Raw genomic sequence first — 16,033 nt, forward strand, 5'->3', positions numbered from 1 at the left:
AAAAAATCCCTTCTGAAACTCAGAAAGGATTTTGTCGGGGTGGCAGTGTTTATTCCGTTTAACGGAAATTCGAACCTGCGACCTTCCAGATTACCATCGGGACGCGATAACCGTTCATTACTTTATTAAGAGCTGAATCTTAACTTTACTCTTCCAACTTTTTATTTCTTTTTCTCTTTTAATAGCCTCACTCTTTTCTGAAAATTTCTCAGAATAAAATAACCCCCAATCCTTAACTCTTCCTGTAAAGCCTTTATGACTACTCAAATGACGTCTTAGTCGTTCATCAATACTCATAGAAGTATAACCAACATAAAACTTGTCAGCTGATTTTGAATATAATATATAAACTGTAAATTCCATATATACAAAAAATCCCTTCTGAAACTCAGAAAGGATTTAGTCGGGGTGGCAGGATTCGAACCTGCGACCTCCTGCTCCCAAAGCAGGCGCGATAACCGGGCTACGCTACACCCCGTAACGCGGGTGCAAATATAGTGTAGTTTTATTTGTTTCACAAGCTATTTTTAAGAAAGTATTTTAAAAAAAACAGAAAACCAGAAAATGAATTACAAAAAACCTTATTCCAAAAGCATTTAGAAGTTAAAACAAAGACCCCTCAAAAATGGTTTCAAAAAACAAACACAAATGTTATAAAATAGATTTTCAATAACCATAAAAAATTGTATTTTTACCGCTCAAAATTCAAAAACAAATGGGCAAAATCATTGCGATTGCTAATCAAAAAGGAGGAGTTGGAAAAACCACAACATCCGTTAATCTTGCAGCATCATTAGGTGTTTTAGAAAAAAAAGTTTTATTAATTGACGCTGATCCTCAGGCCAATGCCACATCAGGATTAGGAATTGATGTCGAGACAGTTGAAATTGGCACCTATCAAATATTAGAACACAGTCATACGCCACATGAAGCATTGCTGAAATGCACCGCTCCAAACGTAGACGTGATTCCTTCCCATATCGACCTTGTGGCTATCGAAATCGAATTGGTCGACAAAGAAAACCGTGAGTACATGCTCAAAAAATCACTAGACAGCATCAAAGATGAATACGATTACATCTTAATTGACTGTGCTCCGTCTTTGGGTTTACTAACTTTGAATGCACTTACCGCCGCGGATTCTGTAATTATTCCAATTCAGTGTGAATATTTTGCACTTGAAGGATTAGGAAAATTATTGAACACCGTAAAAAGTATTCAAAAAATTCACAACCCAGATTTAGACATCGAAGGATTATTACTAACTATGTATGATTCTAGATTACGTTTGTCTAATCAAGTTTTGGAAGAAGTTCAAAAACACTTCAATGATATGGTTTTTGAAACAGTAATCCAACGCAATGTAAAATTGAGTGAAGCGCCTAGTTTTGGTGAAAGCATCATTAACTATGACGCGACTAGTAAAGGAGCCGTTAATTACATTCACTTAGCTCAAGAAATAATAAAGAAAAATAGCAAATAGGTTTTATGACAAAAGCAGTAAAAAAACAAGCACTCGGTAGAGGATTATCCGCATTATTAAAAGACCCTGAAAACGACATTAAATCGGTTGAGGACAAAAATGCAGACAAAGTTGTTGGTAATATTATTGAGCTTGAAATTGATGCTATTGAAATTAATCCATTTCAACCTAGGACTAATTTCAATGAAGAATCACTGCGTGAACTAGCCACTTCTATCAAAGAATTAGGCGTGATTCAACCTATTACGGTTCGTAAATTAGATTTTAATAAATACCAATTAATTTCTGGAGAACGTCGTTTGCGTGCTTCTGTTTTAGTAGGACTTCCGACAGTACCTGCTTACATTCGTATTGCAAATGATAATGAATCATTGGTTATGGCTTTGGTTGAAAATATTCAACGTCATGACTTAGACCCAATTGAGATTGCCCTTTCCTACCAACGTTTAATGGATGAAATCCAACTGACTCAAGAACAAATGAGTGAAAGAGTGGGTAAAAAACGTTCTACCATTGCCAACTATTTACGTCTTTTAAAACTAGACCCAATTATTCAAACAGGGATTAGAGACGGTTTCATCAGTATGGGACATGGTCGTGCCATCATCAATGTTGAGGATTTAGAGGTGCAAGCCCAAATGTATCAGAAAATTGTTAGCCAGAATCTATCGGTGCGTGAAACAGAAACTTTGGTAAAAAACTATCACGAAAGCTTGTTGCCAAAATCAAATACTCCTTCAAAATCTGCAGCTTTTGAAATAGATGACGAACAACAACACAGTTTTAACTCTTATTTTGGAACCAAAGTAGACTTGAAAGTAGCCAATAACGGGAAAGGAAAAATAACGATTCCCTTTCACTCTCAAGAAGATTTAAACAGAATTATTAAATTAATCAAAGGGTAGTGACTAAATTCCTAACCACATGTATCCTCTCTTTTTTTCTCGGGAATGGTTTTGTTTTTGCACAAGATAAAAAAACTGAAGGTTTAGTTGCAAAAGACACTGTGCGATCAAATGATATTGACCCATTAACACCTGCAAAAGCTGCCTTTTATTCGGCAATTTTGCCAGGTTTAGGTCAAGCCTACAATAAAAAGTATTGGAAAATTCCATTAGTTTATGCTGGAATAGGCACAAGCTTGTATTTTTATATTGATAATAATAGAAAATACAATCAATACAGAGACGCTTACAAAAGAAGATTAGAAGGCTACACCGATGATAAATTCTCTTATTTAGACAATAGCCGACTCATTGCAGGTCAAAAATTCTACCAACGTAACAGAGATTTATCGGCATTAGTAACGGTTGGTTTTTATGTTTTAAATATCATTGACGCCAATGTTGATGCGGCTTTAATACAATTTAATGTAAATGAAAATCTATCATTAAGACCTGAAATTTACCCCAACGATGTAACGTTTCGTCCCAATGTCGGACTAACTTTTAATTATACTTTTTAAGAAGTACTTATTTTAAATCAAAAAAAATGAAAATTGCGCTTTTAGGATACGGAAAAATGGGCCAAGTAATTGAAAGAATTGCACTTGAAAGAGGCCACGAAATCGTTTTGAAAAAAGACGAATTCAATACTTACGAAGGACTAGAAAAAGCCGATGTTGCCATAGATTTTAGTGTCCCAGCAGCAGCAGTTGCCAATATTTCAGCTAGTTTTAATAACAATGTCCCTGTCGTTTCGGGTACAACTGGATGGTTGGAACACTATGACGAAATGATTGCGTTATGTAAAGAAAAAAAGGGCGGTTTTATTTCCAGCTCTAATTTCAGTTTAGGTGTAAATCTTTTTTTTGAATTGAATTCTTATTTGTCCAAAATAATGGCTCCTTATGATTCTTACAAAGTAGCTATGGAAGAAATTCACCATATCCACAAATTAGATGCACCAAGCGGAACTGCTATTACCCTAGCCGAAGGAGTTATAGAACATAGTAACTATTCTAAATGGACAATGGACGCTAGTCCAAAAGAAAACGAACTTCCTATTGAAGCCATAAGAACAGGAGAAGTTCCTGGAACTCATACCGTAACTTACAACTCTCCTATCGACTCTATCGAAATTAAGCATACTGCTCACAACAGAGAAGGATTTGCCTTAGGTGCTGTTATTGCAGCAGAATGGTTGGCAGGAAAACAAGGCGTTTTCACAATGAAAGATGTTTTAAATTTTAAATAATCATAGCGCTACTTTAGCTTTAAAAACCGAATTCTATGACACTATATTCTTGGTTTGTATTCTTTTTAGTTGTTCAAATAATCCATTTTTTGGGTACGTGGAAAATGTACGAAAGCGCTGGAAGAAAACGCTGGCAAGCGGCGATTCCTATTTACAATGCTATTGTATTGATGAAAATAATTGGAAGACCAACTTGGTGGACCATTTTATTGTTCATTCCAGTAATCAACCTAATTATGTTTCCTGTAGTTTGGGTAGAAACCTTGCGCAGTTTTGGAAGACGTTCTACAGTAGATACCATCTTGGTGATTCTAACCTTTGGTTTTTATTTGTACTACATCAATTATACACAACCGTTGAATTATATAGCTGATAGAGATACAGCACCTGACCATAAAGCGGCCGATACTGTTAGTTCATTATTGTTTGCGGTTATTGTTGCCACTATTGTTCACACCTATTTCATTCAACCTTTTACCATTCCGACTTCATCTTTAGAGAAATCATTATTGGTGGGCGACTTTTTGTTTGTAAGCAAAATGAACTATGGCGCAAGAGTCCCAATGACAACTGTAGCGATGCCGATGGTTCACGATACTATTCCGCTAACTAAGAAAAAATCGTATTTAAATTGGCCACAATTGCCATATATGCGATTTCCTTCTATCGAAGACATCAAGCGAAATGATATCGTAGTATTCAACTGGCCAGTAGATACAGTATATAAATTTAGAGACAAATCTGGATTGCGTGTTGACAAACCTATCGATAAAAAATCAAATTATGTAAAACGTTGCGTAGGTTTACCTGGTGATAATTTATCTATAAAAGACGGTTTAATTTACATTGACGGAAAAGAGCTTATCTTACCCGAAAGAGCCAAACCGCAATATTCGTACAAATTGGCTTTGGATGGCAAAACGCCAATTGATTTTGAAACTTTGTTCAAAGAACTAGATATTACAGACCCAGCGTTCTTCTTGGATGACCAAAAAAGAGATACTTTATTTATTAGTGCTCTAACGGCTGCTGGAGCTGAACGCTTTAAACAAGTACCAGGTATTACTTCGGTTACTAGAATAATCTCTAAAGGTGCAGAAAAAAGTGTCTTTCCTCATACCAAAAACTGGAATCAAGATAACTACGGTCCAATTTATATTCCGCAAAAAGGAAAAACAGTGGCTTTGAATTTAGAAACCCTTCCTTTTTACAAAAATATCATAACCGATTATGAAAATAAAAAATTAGAAGTAAACGGAACCGAAATCAGAATTGACGGTAAAGTAGCTACAAACTATACTTTTGCTCAAAATTATTACTGGATGATGGGAGACAATCGCCATAACTCTGAAGACAGTCGTTATTGGGGATTTGTTCCAGAAAACCATATTGTGGGTAAACCTATTTTTATTTGGTTAAGCTGGGATACTAACGGAAAAGGCATCAACAAAATTCGTTGGGACCGCGTTTTCACAACGGTTAGCGGTGAAGGCCAACCACAATCTTATTTCAAGTATTTCTTGTTTGCTTTAGTTGCTTTCTTTATTGGAGAATATTTTTGGAAAAAAAGAAAAGCTAAAACTGAGATTTAACCCAATGTACAACGTCTATTCAAAAGTCATATTTTTCCTTGTCGGATAGATATGACTTTTGACTTTAAAAAAAGCAGTATGAATACCTTATTACACCCTTCGTATTTCCCTTCTATCAGTCAGTTTGCGGCTATGGTGCAGTCGGAAGTGGTGACCTTTGAAGTTGAAGATAATTTTCAAAAACAGACGAATAGAAATAGAACTTACATTTATAGCCCAAATGGGATTCAAATGCTAAATATTCCTATAAAGCACGCCAACAAAGGACATCAAAAAACAAAAGACATCACGATTGAAAATGATTTTGATTGGCAAAAGCAGCACTTTAAATCGCTTGAAGCGGGTTACAGAAGCTCTCCTTTCTTTGAGTTTTTTGAAGATGATTTTATGCCTTTCTTTGAAAAAAAACATCACTTTTTGATGGATTTGAATTTTGAAACCATCGCTTTGGTGGAGAAATGCCTTCGATATTCGCTAGAATTCAAAAAAACCGATGAATACTTTCACGAAGTAGCAAATGACATTTTTGATGCTAGAAGCCTAGTAAATGGTAAAAAAGACCCAAATGTTTTTGAAACCTACACTCAAGTTTTTGATGACAAACACGGCTTCATTAACAACTTAAGTGTGTTGGATTTGATTTTTAATGAAGGAAAATTTGCTTTGGATTATCTGAAAAATCAAAAGATTATTGTGAAATAAATGACCTATTGACGGTCCTTTAGCCCCGATTGAAGCGAAAATCCTTTTGTGCCGGGGTTCGGCACAAAAGATTATAGCGAAAAGCGGAAAACCATAACTCCAAAAAAGCCTTTTGTTTCGCTACTAAAACTACTTTTAAAAACTCAATTTGGCTATGATGGGATAATGGTCTGAGTTTTGAAATTCGGGGAAACTTTGAAAATCTTTAACTTCCATTTGGTTATCGGCAAAAATATAATCGATTCTTGCGGGGTAATAACGAAACGTATAGGTTTGCCCGAAACCTTTTCCTGCTTCTTCGAAAGTATCTCTCAATTTGCCTTTTACATTGCGGTACACATATGAGAAAGCACTGTTATTCAAATCGCCACAAATGATTAACGGATAGTTGCATTCTTTTTTGTGAGCGATAAATATTTCGGCTTGTTCTTGTTGTTGCCTGAAAGCTTTGCTGATTCGGTTGTATAATTTCTGTGATTTTTGTTGATTGATAACTTCGATATTTTCGGAAATTTCGTGAACGTCTGGCGAAATTTTTATGGATTGGAAATGGATATTGTATACGCGAATAATGTCTTTTCCTCGCTTTATATCAGCAAAAATGGCGTTATTATTGGAATGAGGAAAAACAATATTGCCTTGATTAATTATAGGGAATTTTGAAAAAATGGCTTGACCGGTACGAATTTTGTCGCCTTCGATAAAAATATAACGATAGGGATAGACTTTTAAATCAATATTTCCGTGGTTGGAATATTCCTGAATGCAAAGAATATCGGGATTATTTTGATTGATGAAAGCCAAGATTACTTGCGGTATATCGTCTCTGTCAATCCATTTGAATACGTTAAAAAGACGAACATTGTAACTCATTATTTTAAAGTCCTTTGGGGACTCAGGGTGGACTTTTTGTGAAAACTTGTAAAATTTATTGATAAAAGTAATTCCCATCAGCAAAACCAAACCCGATAGAATCATTCGCTTTTTGAATTGAATCCCCCAATAAATGAAAAACAGACCGTTAAGCACAAAAAAGACAGGCATAAAAAGTGTAAAAACCGCAAACAACGGAAACACTTTAGGCGACAAAAAAGGAAAAATGTAAGCCGTAAAGGTGAATACAGTTAGCACTATATTCAAGAAAAACATTATTTTATTGAACCAAGATAGGTTTTTCATTTTTTATTAGTTTCAGGTTGAAGATTTAGATGTACTGCATCTAAAACGACATTATTTTCCGGCTTTAAACAAAAATTCTTTTTCTTCTTTGGTCAGACAATCATACCCCGACTGACTAATTTTATCTAAAATTTCATCAATTTGTTGTTGGGTTTTGTCTTTAGTAACAATTCTAGAAGTCGTTCTTGTTGGTTCTTTTCTTGCGTAATTAACGTGTACTTTTTTGAATGGTTTTTTCTCTTTCTTTTGAAACAAACTCCTAAAAAAATCAGTTATTCCAGAAACCAATTTACTCAAATCCAAACCATTAACCAATAGTTTTATAAATAAAAAACCAAAAAAAGCACCAGCAAAGTGAGCGATGTGCCCGCCCATATTCTCTAAACGAAATTGAAGCACATCTAACAAAAGAATTACAGCGGTGATGTACCACAACTTCACCCTTCCGAAAAGAAATAAGTGGACTTCCATCAGTGGTTGATAAGAAGTTGTCGCCATTAGAATAGCGTAAATGGCTGCTGATGCGCCAACTATTAACGAAGTATATTGCAAAAAATAATAAGAAACCACAAACACTATCCCCGAAAAAATAGAACTTAGCACATAGAGTCCCACAAACTGCTTGGTAGTAAAAAAGGTCAAAAACAATTGACTACAAAAATGCAAAACCAACATATTGAAGAACAAATGACCAATTCCGTCGTGAAAAAAAGCATACGAGAGATACGTCCAAGGATGTCGTAAAGAAACCAGTGGGTCTGATGATAAAGCAATCCAATCTGGAAAAACAAATTGACCAAACTTAAATTGGTAAAAAAGGGGTATAGAGACTAAAAAGATGCCTACATTCCAGAAAATGAATTGCAATGCAACATCTCCCAAACGGTAACGCGATTTTAAATCATCGAATATATTCATAAAGTGATGCATTAATAACTCAAATATAAGCAAAGCTATAAAAAAGAACTAGCTTTTTTAATTCCAACGATTGTTATTGAATTGATTTTTTTTCCAATACCACATCATCAAGAAACCTAACAGAGCACCTCCCAAATGCGCAAAGTGTGCAATTCCCGAAGAACCTCCAAAAACAGAACCTCCTGTTACACCAGAATACAAATCGATTAATAATAATCCTGGCACAAAGTATTTTGCTTTGATTGGAATTGGGATAAACATCAAAGCTAACTCTGCATTAGGAAACATAAAAGCAAAGGCAACCAACAGGCCGTAAATGGCTCCTGAAGCACCAACTACTGTCCCAAAATAAGCTCCTACAAACTCATTGAACTCAGTAACTGTAAGCAACTCTTGCCATCTAGTATTTATTTTTCCTTCATTCAAAACTTGCAAAATATCAGCTTTGGTAAAACCATTTGAAATTAAAGTATTCAAGCCATTTTCAAAGAAATAGTAATTCACCCCTGTATGCAATAAAGCCGCTCCTAATCCACATGAAATGTAAAAAAACAAAAACTTTTTGCCGCCCCAAAAGTGCTCTAAGGCAGAACCAAAAGAATACAAAGCAAACATATTAAACAAGATATGCATGACATTTGGTAATGGAGCATGCATAAACATATGCGTAAAAATTTGCCAACTATGAAAATCTGGATTGTCAAAATAATACATAGACAATAAGCGATATGCGGGTTCGCCCACAATCATAGAACCAATATAAAACAGCACGTTAATAATCAACAATTGCTTAACGGTAGGTGTGATATTCATCATACAGCAAATTTTTTATCTAAATCTTCCACACGCATGGTAATGAAAGTAGGTTTATTAAAAGGAGAAATATTGGGTTCTTTGCAAGCAAAAAGTCCATTTACCACATTTTCTTGCTCTTTTTCGGTTAAATAGGTACCTGTTTTTACTGCTAAACTTTTGGCCATTGATTTGGCAATAGTATCGCTTTGACTAAAACTGTTTTCTGGAATCCCATCGTGTAAATCGGCTAATAATTGTTCGATAACCAAAGCCACTTCACTTTCGGAAATCGTAACAGGAATACCCGAAATCACCACATGGTCTGTAGCCGAAGTATCAAAAACAAAGCCTGTAGCAGTCAATGTACTTTGCAACTCCGTAATCAACGCCATTTCATCTGTAGAAAAGAACAAATTCAAGGGAAACAACAACTGCTGACTAGCCGCTTGGTGCATGGTCATATTAGCGAGAAATTGCTCGTACAAAACTCTTTGATGAGCGCGCTGTTGGTCGACTATAACCATTCCTGACTTTATCGGCGAAACAATATATTTTTTATGTATTTGATATGTTTTTTGAACCGCTTGTTCTATTTCATTATCCGAAAACAATGAGGAAGAAATCGCATCTGTTTCAAAAGCCATACTAGAAAATTGCTCTGGTTCTGGGTCACGTTCTATCTCTGGTTCTAGCCCAACATACAAACTTTCCCAACTTGCCGTAGCTACTGGTTTCTTATAACTTGAATAGGATTTTTGAGGTGTTGGAGCCGCTTCGGCAAAAGGGTTGAAATTCCCATCCACCTCAATAGTTGGAAAAGAACCTTCTAAATCTTTGTAATGGTAAGGCGTATCCAAATTGGCGTCTCTATCAAAATCCAATACAGGAGCTACATTAAATTGCCCAAGACTGTGCTTGATTGAAGCTCTTAGAATAGCATACAAAGCGTGTTCATCGTCAAATTTAATTTCAGTTTTTGTAGGATGAATATTGATATCAATAGTATTGGGTTCAACGGTGAGGTACAAAAAGTAACTAGGTTGCAAACCATCTTTCAAAATACCATCAAAAGCCGCCATCACTGCGTGATGCAAATAGCCACTTTTTATGAATCGGTCATTGACAAAGAAAAACTGCTCTCCTCTACTCTTTTTGGCAAATTCGGGTTTACTAACAAAACCTTGAATGCTTACTATCTCCGTTTCTTCACTAACTGGAACTAACTTTTCATTGGTTTTACCAGCAAAAATTCCAACTATTCGTTGACGCAAAGTGGCTGGAGGCAAATTGAACATTTCATTTCCGTTGTGATAAAAAGTGAAATGTATTTTGGGATGCGCCATAACCACACGTTGAAACTCATCGACCACGTGACGAAATTCAACTGTATCCGATTTTAGGAAATTACGTCGGGCAGGAATATTAAAGAAAAGATTTTTTACCGCAAAAGAAGTTCCTTTAGGCAAAACAGCTACTTCTTGGGAAACAAATTTACTTCCTTCGATAATAATGTGAGTACCCAATTCGTCTTGGTCCTGATTGGTTTTCATTTCTACGTGGGCAATCGCAGCGATAGAAGCCAATGCTTCTCCACGAAACCCTTTGGTATTTAATGAAAATAAATCTTCGGCCAAACGAATTTTGGAAGTAGCGTGGCGTTCAAAACACAAACGCGCGTCCGTCACACTCATTCCAACGCCATTATCAATGACTTGAACTAAAGATTTTCCTGCATCTTTTATGATTAATTTAATATCGGTTGCTTTGGCATCGACTGCATTCTCTAGCAATTCTTTGACTACAGATGCAGGTCTTTGCACTACTTCTCCAGCAGCAATTTGGTTAGCGACGTGATCTGGCAGCAATTGAATAATACTCGACATTAAAAAAATTAGATTTAGAGATTAAGGATTTATGATTAAAAAAATCAAAAAACGAGGAGGACAAATTTAAGCAAAAACTATTGGGTTTTGCTAGGGTCGCACTCATAAAAAAAACAAAAAACCTATACTTTAAAATTCGAAGTATAGGTTGTATAAATTAAGAAATTATAACGCTATTCTTCAAGCTGTAATGGCTTGTCTTCAATTTGCAAAGCACCAGCTCCTAAAAAATTTTGATGCTGAAATTGGTGCGTTAGCGTAGCTTGATGACGAATGTATGCCATTTTAATAGCAGCGATAGCGGCTTCGGTTCCTTTATTACCGTGAATTCCTCCGCTTCTATCTATAGATTGTTGCATCGTATTATCGGTTAGCACGCAAAAGATAACTGGAATATCGGTTTGTACGTTTAGGTCTTTGATGCCTTGTGTAACGCCTTCGCAAACAAAATCGAAATGTTTGGTATCGCCTTGAATAACGCATCCAATTACGATAACCGCATCTACGTTTTGCGTTTGCAACATTTTTTTTGCGCCATAAATTAGCTCAAAACTACCCGGAACGTTCCAACGGATAATTTGTTGAGCGGGCACTTGATTTTCTATCAAGGCTTGGTAAGCGCCATTAAAAAGCCCTTCTGTTATATTCTCATTCCATTCTGCTACTACAATTCCGAAACGGAAATCTTTGGCGTCTGGAACTTCGTTTTTATTATAATCCGATAAATTTTTATTTACGGTTGCCATTGTATTTTATTATTTAAATTAAACTCTTGTCTATTTTATTGCCTTTTAAAATGTTTCCAAAAAAGCAAAAACATTACTCCTAGCCCCGATGGGAGGGAATATCCTTTTTTTAAACCTGTCTGGTTTTTAAAACCAGACAGGTTTAAAAAAAGATAGGAAGGACAGCGGGACGATGTTTACAAAGAAGCCCCATTTTTCTGCTCCTAAAAAGCAGTAGTAAATATAGGCATAAAAAAAGAGGTTAGAAATGAAAGTATTCAAAAATTAATTCGAATTCCTTTGGTTTCTAACCTCAATTTTTTTGGAAAAATGAGCTTTTTATTGCGCTAGTCCTATCAAACCATCTACAGAAGCGGCTTCTGGAGTGGCGTCATAATTTTCTTTGATATCTGTAAAATATTTCAAAGCTTCTTCTTTTTTGCCTAAGTTTAAAGCTGTTTTACCCGCTTTCATCAAGAAACGTGGTGTAGTGAAATCGTTTTTGTTCGATTCAGCAGCTTTTACATAAAAATCAAGTGCTTCTTGTGGCTTGTTGGTTTGTGCATACGCATCACCAATTGCCCCTTTGGCCAACGCACCCAAAAGAATATCTTCTGATTTGAATTTCTCTAAATAAGAAATTGCCTCAGCATATTTTCCTGTATTTAGGTAGGCCATACCTGCATAGTAATTGGCTAAGTTTCCTGCATCTGTTCCTGAATATTCGTCAGCGATTTTGATAAATCCGAATTTACCTTCAGACCCGTTTAATGATAGTTTATATAAAGAATCACTAGCTATACCATCGGTTGCTTTTTGGAAGTTTTGTTGCGCTACGAACATTTCGTTGGCAGCCTCTTCTTGTTTTGGAGTAGCAATAAATTTTTGATAGGCTAAATATCCTACAGTTATCAAAGCAATACCTGCTACGATACCAATAATGATTTTTTGATTTTTAGCTACAAAATCTTCCGTTTTTGAAGCGGTTTCATCTAACTTAGAGAAAACCTCAGCAGTGGCGCTGTCTTTTTCATTAACTTGAACTTCTTCGATAGGTTCTTTAACTTCTTTCTCTTTTGGTGTTTTATATCCTCGTTTACTGTAAGTAGCCATTTAAAATTAATTTAGTGTGCCGCAAAAATAAAATTTTTATTGAAACCCACACAAAAAAAATGAATTTTATATTCAGTATCTTACATTTTATTGTTTCAATTATCGAAAAGCGTTTTATCTCAATAATTTTAGATAAATTTGCACCCTCAAAAACTCGCCCTCATAATGGAAATTTATGCCAAAAAACGAGACACTTAACACATGTATCTAAAAAAAATTTCTTTATTCAATTATAAAAATTTTGCCGAAGCTAATTTTGAGTTTGATCACAAGATTAATTGCTTTGTTGGCAAAAACGGAATTGGAAAAACAAATGTCCTTGACGCTATCTATCATTTGGCTTACGGCAAAAGTTATTTCAATCCGCTGGCTATACAGAACATCAAACATGGCGAGGATTTTTTTGTAATTGATGCCTTATTTGAAAAAAATGATCGCACAGAGCAAATCGTTTGCAGCATCAAAAAAGGACAGAAAAAAATCTTAAAAAGGAATGGCAAAGCTTACGATAAATTCTCGGAACATATTGGTTTCATACCGTTAGTGATTATTTCGCCTGCCGATCGTGACCTTATTATTGAAGGAAGTGAAACCCGAAGAAAATTTATGGACAGTGTGATTTCGCAACTGGACGCCAACTACTTGCAACTATTGATTCAGTATCAAAAAACCATCAATCAACGCAACGCCTTGTTGAAGTATTTTGCTTTGAATCATGTTTTTGACAACGATACATTGTCTATTTATAACGAACAACTGGATGGTTTTGCTTCGTTGCTTTTCGAAAAAAGAAAAGCGTTTATTGCTGCTTTTTTACCGATCTTCAACAAACACCATCAAGCGATTACTGGAAATGCAGAGAAAGTGCAATTGGTTTACGAGAGTCATCTTTATGAGAACTCGCTGATGAACTTACTAAATGAAAATTTAACCAAAGACCGAGCGTTGCAATACACCAGTGTTGGCATTCACAAAGATGATTTGTCGTTTGAAATTGATTCGTTTCCTATCAAAAAATTCGGATCGCAAGGGCAACAAAAATCATTTTTGATTGCGCTAAAACTCGCCCAATTTGATTTTTTAAAGCAACAAAGCGGGGTAAAACCCATCCTGCTTTTTGATGATATTTTTGATAAGCTAGATGAATTTCGGGTAGCTAAAATTGTTGAAATGGTAAAAGACGATTCGTTTGGACAACTCTTTATTTCGGACACGCATCCTGAGCGGACCGAAGCGATTATTCAGTCCACCTACCAAAGCTATTCAGTAATTAAATTATAATTAAAAACACATGAATAACATTACAATAAAAAAAATAGGCTTACTTCTTCTTTTTCTATTAACCCTATTAACCCAGTATTTCATCTACAAAATATGGAGTTCTGATAACTACTTACAAGACAACATCAACCAAAATGCCTATTCTTTATTAAAACCAAATAAATCTTTGGTTTTTTCAAACCTAGCTACAAAAAATTATCTTGAAGCGGGTAACCATTTTAATGAATACATACAATATCACAAACCTATTTCTTTGAAAAAATACCAACTTTCATTGGATAGCATGACTGTCTATTTGGATAGCTTAAACTATTTAAATAGAACTAACAAAGATTTTTCGGTGGTGATCAACAATAAAAAACAAATTGAATTAGAAGTGGTTTCTTTGAAAAATCAATTAGAAATACTCATCAATCAAAAATATGATAAAGATAAAAGTAATATCAACCCAGATTTATCCATAAAAAAATTCAATTACGAAAAAATCTTAAGTTCAATCACTTATGACACCATTAAAAAAGTAACCGAAACCAAGAAAAAATCCTTTTTTGGAAGAATTGGAAATGCTCTAAAAGGAAAGTCAGATGTAGACAAACAAGAAGTGCAATCCATTATAAAAATGGTTTTTAATAACAAGGAAAAATCAGGCACTTTTGAAGAGCAACTCCGAAATACTTTTGTACTTACAGAGAAATACTATTTAAACAATTTCAATAGAATAAAAGCCACTTACAATTCATTAAAGAACAAAGACCAAGAATTATTACTCATAAATAAAAACATTCAAAATAAAAGCCAAAAACTCATACTGGCTTATTCAAAATCGGCTCAAGAAGCTAGCCGAAATAAATTCAATCAAGCAATTCAAGACTATAGTAACGAAAACATTAGGCATAAAAAAAGCATCTTTTATCTACTTATTTTAATGAGTGGCGCAACTGTGATTTTGATTCTTTACACCATTTATACTTATATAAATGAAAGTAAATTGGAAAAAGCAAAAGCTACTGCAGAGAAAAATCTTGATATAAAAAACCAACTCATCGGAATGTTATCACATGAAATGAGAGCGCCTTTAAACATTATTTCGAAATACTCTGAAAAAATTAAAACGCAAAACTCAAATACCGAGTTAACAAAGGATATTAATTCACTGTATTTTACCTCAAATTCACTACAAAATACTGTAAATCAGATTTTAGATTTCTTAAAAAACGAAAACGCTACTCTTAAATTATTCAATACTAATGTGAATTTAAAAAAAGAAATAATCCCTTTATTAGATACACTACAAACCATTTCTGAAACTAAAAACATCACAATTATTAGTAATATCAACAAAAATGTCGATACGCTGGTTTGGGCAGATAATATAAAAATTCATCAGCTTTTTTACAACACTATCATCAATGCAATAAAGTTCACCAACAAAGGAACAATAACCGTAAATGTTGATTTAAAAAAACAAATAAATAACTACCAACTTAATGTTTCAGTCATAGACACAGGTATTGGGATTCCAGAAGAGGACTTGAAAAAAGTGTTTAATAAATTTTACCAAAGTAAAAGTCATCAAAAACAAATGAGCTATGGCGCAGGATTAGGACTCAATCTTTGCAAGAGTATTGTCGGCTTATACAATGGAAATATTGATATCAAAAGTAAAATAGGCATTGGAACAGAAATTTCATTTACGCTCTTTCTTGATAAACCAAACGAAACTCAAGAAACATTTGAGACAAAATTGAAAAATCAAACCAAAAACAGCACTATTAAAGCCGTAATTGTTGATGACGACCCTGTGATTATTCAAATTGCAAAAAAATTAATGACCAATACAGGCTTTGAAATAGTAACTTTTGGGCGAGGACCTGAAGCAAAAGAATATCTAAAAAATAACATTGTAGACCTAATACTGACTGACATTCAGATTTTTGATTACTCTGGTATAGATTTAGCAAAAGAGATTAAAGCGTTAACAAATGAAAACAAAAACAAACCAATAATTGCTTTATCAGGAGACACCTATCTTGACACTGTAGAGATTAAAAGTTTTGGCTTTGATGAAATTCTAATAAAACCCATAAATAAAGAGGAACTTTATCAAAAACTATATAACCAACTCCAAAAATAAACCGTAATTTTATTTACCTTAAAAATTAAAAA

At 34.5% G+C, this 16,033-nt stretch carries 15 protein-coding genes and 1 tRNA gene; 8 read left to right on the top strand and 8 right to left on the bottom strand.

Annotated features, from left to right (window positions below; all coding sequences use genetic code 11):
• Nucleotides 1–117: 117 nt before the first annotated feature.
• Together O9307_RS03065 and O9307_RS03070 are read right to left on the bottom strand one after the other, a co-directional pair.
• Nucleotides 118–363 carry a GIY-YIG nuclease family protein gene (locus O9307_RS03065; protein WP_298295213.1) on the bottom strand — a complete coding sequence of 82 codons (246 nt, stop codon included), beginning with the start codon at nucleotides 361–363 and terminating at the stop codon, nucleotides 118–120.
• 40 nt (nucleotides 364–403) lie between these two features.
• Nucleotides 404–478 (bottom strand) — tRNA-Pro (locus O9307_RS03070).
• Between the two features lie 237 nt (nucleotides 479–715).
• Between O9307_RS03070 and O9307_RS03075 the strand changes: the two genes are divergently transcribed.
• The 6 genes from O9307_RS03075 to O9307_RS03100 all read left to right on the top strand — a co-directional run bounded on the left by O9307_RS03075 (nucleotide 716) and on the right by O9307_RS03100 (nucleotide 5,973).
• On the top strand, nucleotides 716–1,483 hold the full coding sequence (locus O9307_RS03075) for an AAA family ATPase (RefSeq protein ID WP_064714378.1): 768 nt from the start codon (nucleotides 716–718) through the stop codon (nucleotides 1,481–1,483).
• A 5-nt stretch (nucleotides 1,484–1,488) separates the two neighbouring features.
• Entirely contained in the window at nucleotides 1,489–2,388 is a 900-nt protein-coding gene (locus O9307_RS03080) for a ParB/RepB/Spo0J family partition protein (RefSeq protein ID WP_298295215.1), read from the top strand.
• A complete protein-coding gene (locus tag O9307_RS03085; protein ID WP_298295217.1) occupies nucleotides 2,388–2,948 on the top strand; it encodes a DUF5683 domain-containing protein in 561 nt (186 codons plus the stop codon). Before O9307_RS03080 ends, O9307_RS03085 begins: the two co-directional genes overlap by 1 nt.
• Nucleotides 2,949–2,974: 26 nt before the next feature.
• Nucleotides 2,975–3,679: a 4-hydroxy-tetrahydrodipicolinate reductase gene (dapB, locus tag O9307_RS03090; protein ID WP_298295220.1), complete on the top strand. Its 705-nt coding sequence runs from the start codon at nucleotides 2,975–2,977 to the stop codon at nucleotides 3,677–3,679.
• A gap of 35 nt (nucleotides 3,680–3,714) precedes the next feature.
• On the top strand, nucleotides 3,715–5,271 hold the full coding sequence (lepB, locus tag O9307_RS03095; protein ID WP_298295221.1) for a signal peptidase I: 1,557 nt from the start codon (nucleotides 3,715–3,717) through the stop codon (nucleotides 5,269–5,271).
• A gap of 78 nt (nucleotides 5,272–5,349) precedes the next feature.
• Nucleotides 5,350–5,973: a WbqC family protein gene (locus O9307_RS03100; RefSeq protein WP_298295223.1), complete on the top strand. Its 624-nt coding sequence runs from the start codon at nucleotides 5,350–5,352 to the stop codon at nucleotides 5,971–5,973.
• 135 nt (nucleotides 5,974–6,108) lie between these two features.
• Here the strand turns inward: O9307_RS03100 and O9307_RS03105 are convergent, their stop codons facing one another.
• From O9307_RS03105 to O9307_RS03130, 6 genes are all read right to left on the bottom strand, one after another.
• Nucleotides 6,109–7,152, bottom strand: a complete 1,044-nt coding sequence (locus O9307_RS03105; protein ID WP_298295224.1) for an endonuclease/exonuclease/phosphatase family protein — start codon at nucleotides 7,150–7,152, stop codon at nucleotides 6,109–6,111.
• A gap of 51 nt (nucleotides 7,153–7,203) precedes the next feature.
• The gene (locus O9307_RS03110) at nucleotides 7,204–8,070 is read right to left on the bottom strand and encodes a rhomboid family intramembrane serine protease (RefSeq protein ID WP_298295226.1); all 867 of its coding nucleotides are present in this window, start codon (nucleotides 8,068–8,070) and stop codon (nucleotides 7,204–7,206) included.
• Between the two features lie 57 nt (nucleotides 8,071–8,127).
• Nucleotides 8,128–8,886, bottom strand: coding sequence for a rhomboid family intramembrane serine protease (locus tag O9307_RS03115; protein ID WP_298295228.1), 759 nt, complete (start codon nucleotides 8,884–8,886; stop codon nucleotides 8,128–8,130).
• Nucleotides 8,883–10,748, bottom strand: a complete 1,866-nt coding sequence (gene mutL, locus O9307_RS03120) for a DNA mismatch repair endonuclease MutL (RefSeq protein ID WP_298295230.1) — start codon at nucleotides 10,746–10,748, stop codon at nucleotides 8,883–8,885. The genes O9307_RS03115 and mutL overlap by 4 nt, the downstream gene beginning before the upstream one ends.
• A gap of 173 nt (nucleotides 10,749–10,921) precedes the next feature.
• Nucleotides 10,922–11,494 (bottom strand): 6,7-dimethyl-8-ribityllumazine synthase, encoded by a 573-nt coding sequence (gene ribH / locus O9307_RS03125; protein ID WP_298295232.1) that lies wholly within the window; start codon nucleotides 11,492–11,494, stop codon nucleotides 10,922–10,924.
• Between the two features lie 318 nt (nucleotides 11,495–11,812).
• Entirely contained in the window at nucleotides 11,813–12,586 is a 774-nt protein-coding gene (locus O9307_RS03130) for a tetratricopeptide repeat protein (protein WP_298295234.1), read from the bottom strand.
• A 201-nt stretch (nucleotides 12,587–12,787) separates the two neighbouring features.
• Between O9307_RS03130 and O9307_RS03135 the strand changes: the two genes are divergently transcribed.
• Together O9307_RS03135 and O9307_RS03140 are read left to right on the top strand one after the other, a co-directional pair.
• On the top strand, nucleotides 12,788–13,867 hold the full coding sequence (locus tag O9307_RS03135; protein WP_298295236.1) for a DNA replication/repair protein RecF: 1,080 nt from the start codon (nucleotides 12,788–12,790) through the stop codon (nucleotides 13,865–13,867).
• A gap of 10 nt (nucleotides 13,868–13,877) precedes the next feature.
• On the top strand, nucleotides 13,878–16,001 hold the full coding sequence (locus O9307_RS03140) for a hybrid sensor histidine kinase/response regulator (protein WP_298295238.1): 2,124 nt from the start codon (nucleotides 13,878–13,880) through the stop codon (nucleotides 15,999–16,001).
• The last annotated feature ends 32 nt before the right edge of the window (nucleotides 16,002–16,033 follow it).

This window comes from Flavobacterium sp. (genome assembly GCF_027531905.1).
GTDB lineage: Bacteria > Bacteroidota > Bacteroidia > Flavobacteriales > Flavobacteriaceae > Flavobacterium.